General features: G+C 68.2%; 3 protein-coding genes. All 3 read left to right on the top strand.

The window, feature by feature from the left end; translation table 11 throughout:
* A partial coding sequence (locus tag CF68_RS15605; protein WP_235205779.1) for a glutathione S-transferase C-terminal domain-containing protein occupies positions 1–766 on the top strand: 766 nt, incomplete at its 5' end.
* Between the two features lie 60 nt (positions 767–826).
* Complete coding sequence (locus tag CF68_RS15610) at positions 827–1729, top strand: SDR family oxidoreductase (protein WP_035820258.1); 903 nt, start codon at positions 827–829, stop codon at positions 1727–1729.
* 34 nt (positions 1730–1763) lie between these two features.
* On the top strand, positions 1764–2714 hold the full coding sequence (locus CF68_RS15615) for an alpha/beta fold hydrolase (protein WP_035820260.1): 951 nt from the start codon (positions 1764–1766) through the stop codon (positions 2712–2714).
* Positions 2715–2907 lie beyond the last annotated feature (193 nt).

A 2907-nucleotide genomic window follows, 5' to 3' on the forward strand; every position in this document is an offset into this window, starting at 1 on the left:
GCTCGGTGCCGATATCTACTGCGATACCGCGCTGATCTGCGAGGTGCTGGACGCGCTGGCGCCCACGCCGGCGCTGTATCCGCCGGCCCAGGCCGCGGCGGCGCGGGTCGCGGCAGCCTGGTTCGATGCGGCACTGTTCACGGCTTCGGTGACCTATGTGTTCCAGCCGGCCGGCGTTGCCAGCATGCTGGGCCACCTGTCGCCGGCGCAGGTCCAGGCCTTTAGCGCCGACCGCAAGGCCATGCGCGGCGATACCAATGCGCTGCGCATGCCGTTGCCCGAAGCCACCGCGCTGCTCCATGAAACGTTCGGTCAACTGGAAACGCAGTTCGCGGCCGGGATCGGGCATGTAGCCGGGCCCGCGCTGTCGGTTGCAGATTTCTCGCTGTACCAAAACCTCTGGTTTATCCGCCGCGCCGGCGCGCTGGCGCAGCTGCTGGAGGCTTATCCGCGCTTGCAGGCCTGGTATGCGCGCATGAACACCTTCGGCCATGGGCGGCCGCGCGTGATCGACAGCGAGGACGCGATCGGCGCCGCGCGCAGTGCCGATCCGCTGGCGCTGGATGAGGGTGTGGTCGCGGATGCCGGCCTGCAGGCCGGCGACCCCGTCACCGTCACCCCCACCGACTACGCGCGCGACCCGGTGGCCGGTGTGCTGCTGGCGCTGAGCGCGCGCCGCGTCACGCTGCGCCGCCAGGACCCGCGCGCCGGCGCGCTCAATGTGCATTTCCCGCGGCAGGGCTACCAGGTGCAGCGCGCCGCCTGAGCGCGCGCACGGCACACGGCCCGCCGTTCCCCAAACCAATCACGCGACAGGACAGACGATATGAAGGATTTCTCCAACAAGGTGGCTGTCATTACCGGCGGCGCCTCGGGTTTCGGCAAGGAGTTTGCCCACAATGCCGCCGACCTCGGCATGAAGCTGGTGCTGGCGGATGTGCAGGAAGACGCGCTGGACGCGACCGTGGCGGAATTCAAGGCACGCAACGTGCCGGTGATCGGTTTGCGCACGGATGTCTCGCGTGCCGACCAGGTGCAGGCGCTGGCCGATGCTGCCATCGAGGCCTTCGGCCAGGTCAACCTGCTGTTCAATAACGCCGGCGTGGGCGCGGGCGGCCTGATCTGGGAGAACTCCGAGAAGGACTGGGAGTGGGTGCTGGGCGTCAATCTGTACGGCGTAGTGCACGGCGTGCGCATCTTCACGCCGCTGATGCTGGCCGCGGCAGAGAAGGATCCGGCCTACCAGGGCCATATCGTCAACACGGCGTCGATGGCGGGCCTGCTGAACCCGCCGGCAATGGGCGTGTACAACGTGTCCAAGCACGCGGTGGTGGCGTTGACTGAAACCCTGTACCAGGACCTGGGCCTGGTGACGGAGCAGGTGCGCTGCTCGGTGCTGTGCCCGTACTTCGTGCCGACCGGCATCAACCAGTCCCAGCGCAACCGGCCCGCCGACCTGGCCAACCAGGCGCCGCCGACGCGCTCGCAGCTGGTGTCGCAGGCCTTGTCGGACAAGGCCGTCGGCTCCGGCAAGGTGACCGCCGCCGAGGTCGCGCAGCTGACCTTCGATGCCATCCGCGACGAAAGCTTCTATATTTATTCCCACCCCCAGGCGCTCGCCCCCGTGCGCCAGCGCTTCGAGGACATCGTCGGGCAGCGCAATCCCGGCGATCCGTTTGCCGACAAGCCCGAGGTCCGCGCGGGCCTCGTTGCCGCGCTGCGCGGCTGACGCCAGCACAACGCCACAACGAGGAGGACCGCATATGGAGAACAACATGGCTGCCCCCGCCGCCGTGATCCGCCACCTGCAGTACGCCACGCTGCCCAACGGCACCCGCCTGCACTACGCCAGCGCGGGCGAGCGCGGCAAGCCGCTGATGCTGTTCGTGCACGGCTTTCCTGAATTCTGGTTCGAATGGGAGGCCCAGCTGGCCGAGTTCGGGCACACGCATTTTGCCGTGGCGCCGGACTTGCGTGGCTACAACCTGTCGAGCAAGCCCGCCGAGGTCGAGGCCTACCGGCCGCGCCATATCGTCGAAGACCTGGTGCAGCTGGTCAGCGTGCTGGGCTATGACCAGGCCGTGGTGGTGGCGCACGACTGGGGCGGGGCGATCTGCTGGAACCTGGCGATCCAGTTCCCGCAGCTGGTGCGCCAGCTCATCATCGTCAACTCGCCGCATCCGTACCTGTTTGCGCGCGCGCTGGCCAACGATCCCGAGCAGCAGGCCGCTTCCGCCTACATGAACTGGCTGCGCAAGCCGGGCTCGGAAAAGGCGCTGGCCGCCAACGACTTCGCGCTGCTGGACCGGATGCTGGCCGATGTCGACGGCAAGCCGGCGGCCTGGTACACGCCCGAGACGCGCGCCAGGTACCACGCGGCATGGTCCCAGCCGGGCGAAGGCCAGGACGCCGGCGTCCATCCGCTCACCGGCGGCGTCAATTTCTACCGCGCCTCGCCCATGCACCCGCCGGGCGAGGGTGAGCCGCCGCCCGACATCTCGCGCCTGGATCCGGCCGCCTTTGCGGTCAGGGTGCCGACGCTGGTGATCTGGGGCGAGCGCGACCGCGCGCTGCCGAAATCACTGGTGGACGGGCTGGGTGACTTCGTGCCAGACCTGCGCGTGGAACGCATCCCCGAGGGCACCCACTGGGTGATCCACGAGCAGCCGGAGCGGGTCAACCTGCTGATCCGCAGCGCGCTGCCGGTGTCCTGATCCGGGCAAGACCAGCCCACGGGGGCTGGTCTTGCCTTCTTCCTCTCCCATCGCCATCGCAGCGTTGCCCATGGCAGACGCGTCGCATGCGGAGGCCGGTGCGGCCAAGGCGTTGTTTCCTCACGTCCATTCCATCTCCTCTTGCACCAGGCGAGCCGGTCATGCCCATTTCCTTATACAGAAGTCATGAGTG

Source organism: Cupriavidus sp. SK-4, assembly GCF_000611125.1.
GTDB lineage: Bacteria > Pseudomonadota > Gammaproteobacteria > Burkholderiales > Burkholderiaceae > Cupriavidus > Cupriavidus necator.

What these genes read in the sequence shown, in the direction of transcription:
- CF68_RS15615 (WP_035820260.1), top strand. Translation starts at nt 1,764, where the DNA reads ATGGAGAACAACATGGCTGCCCCCGCCGCCGTGATCCGCCACCTGCAG.
- CF68_RS15610 (WP_035820258.1), top strand. Translation starts at nt 827, where the DNA reads ATGAAGGATTTCTCCAACAAGGTGGCTGTCATTACCGGCGGCGCCTCG.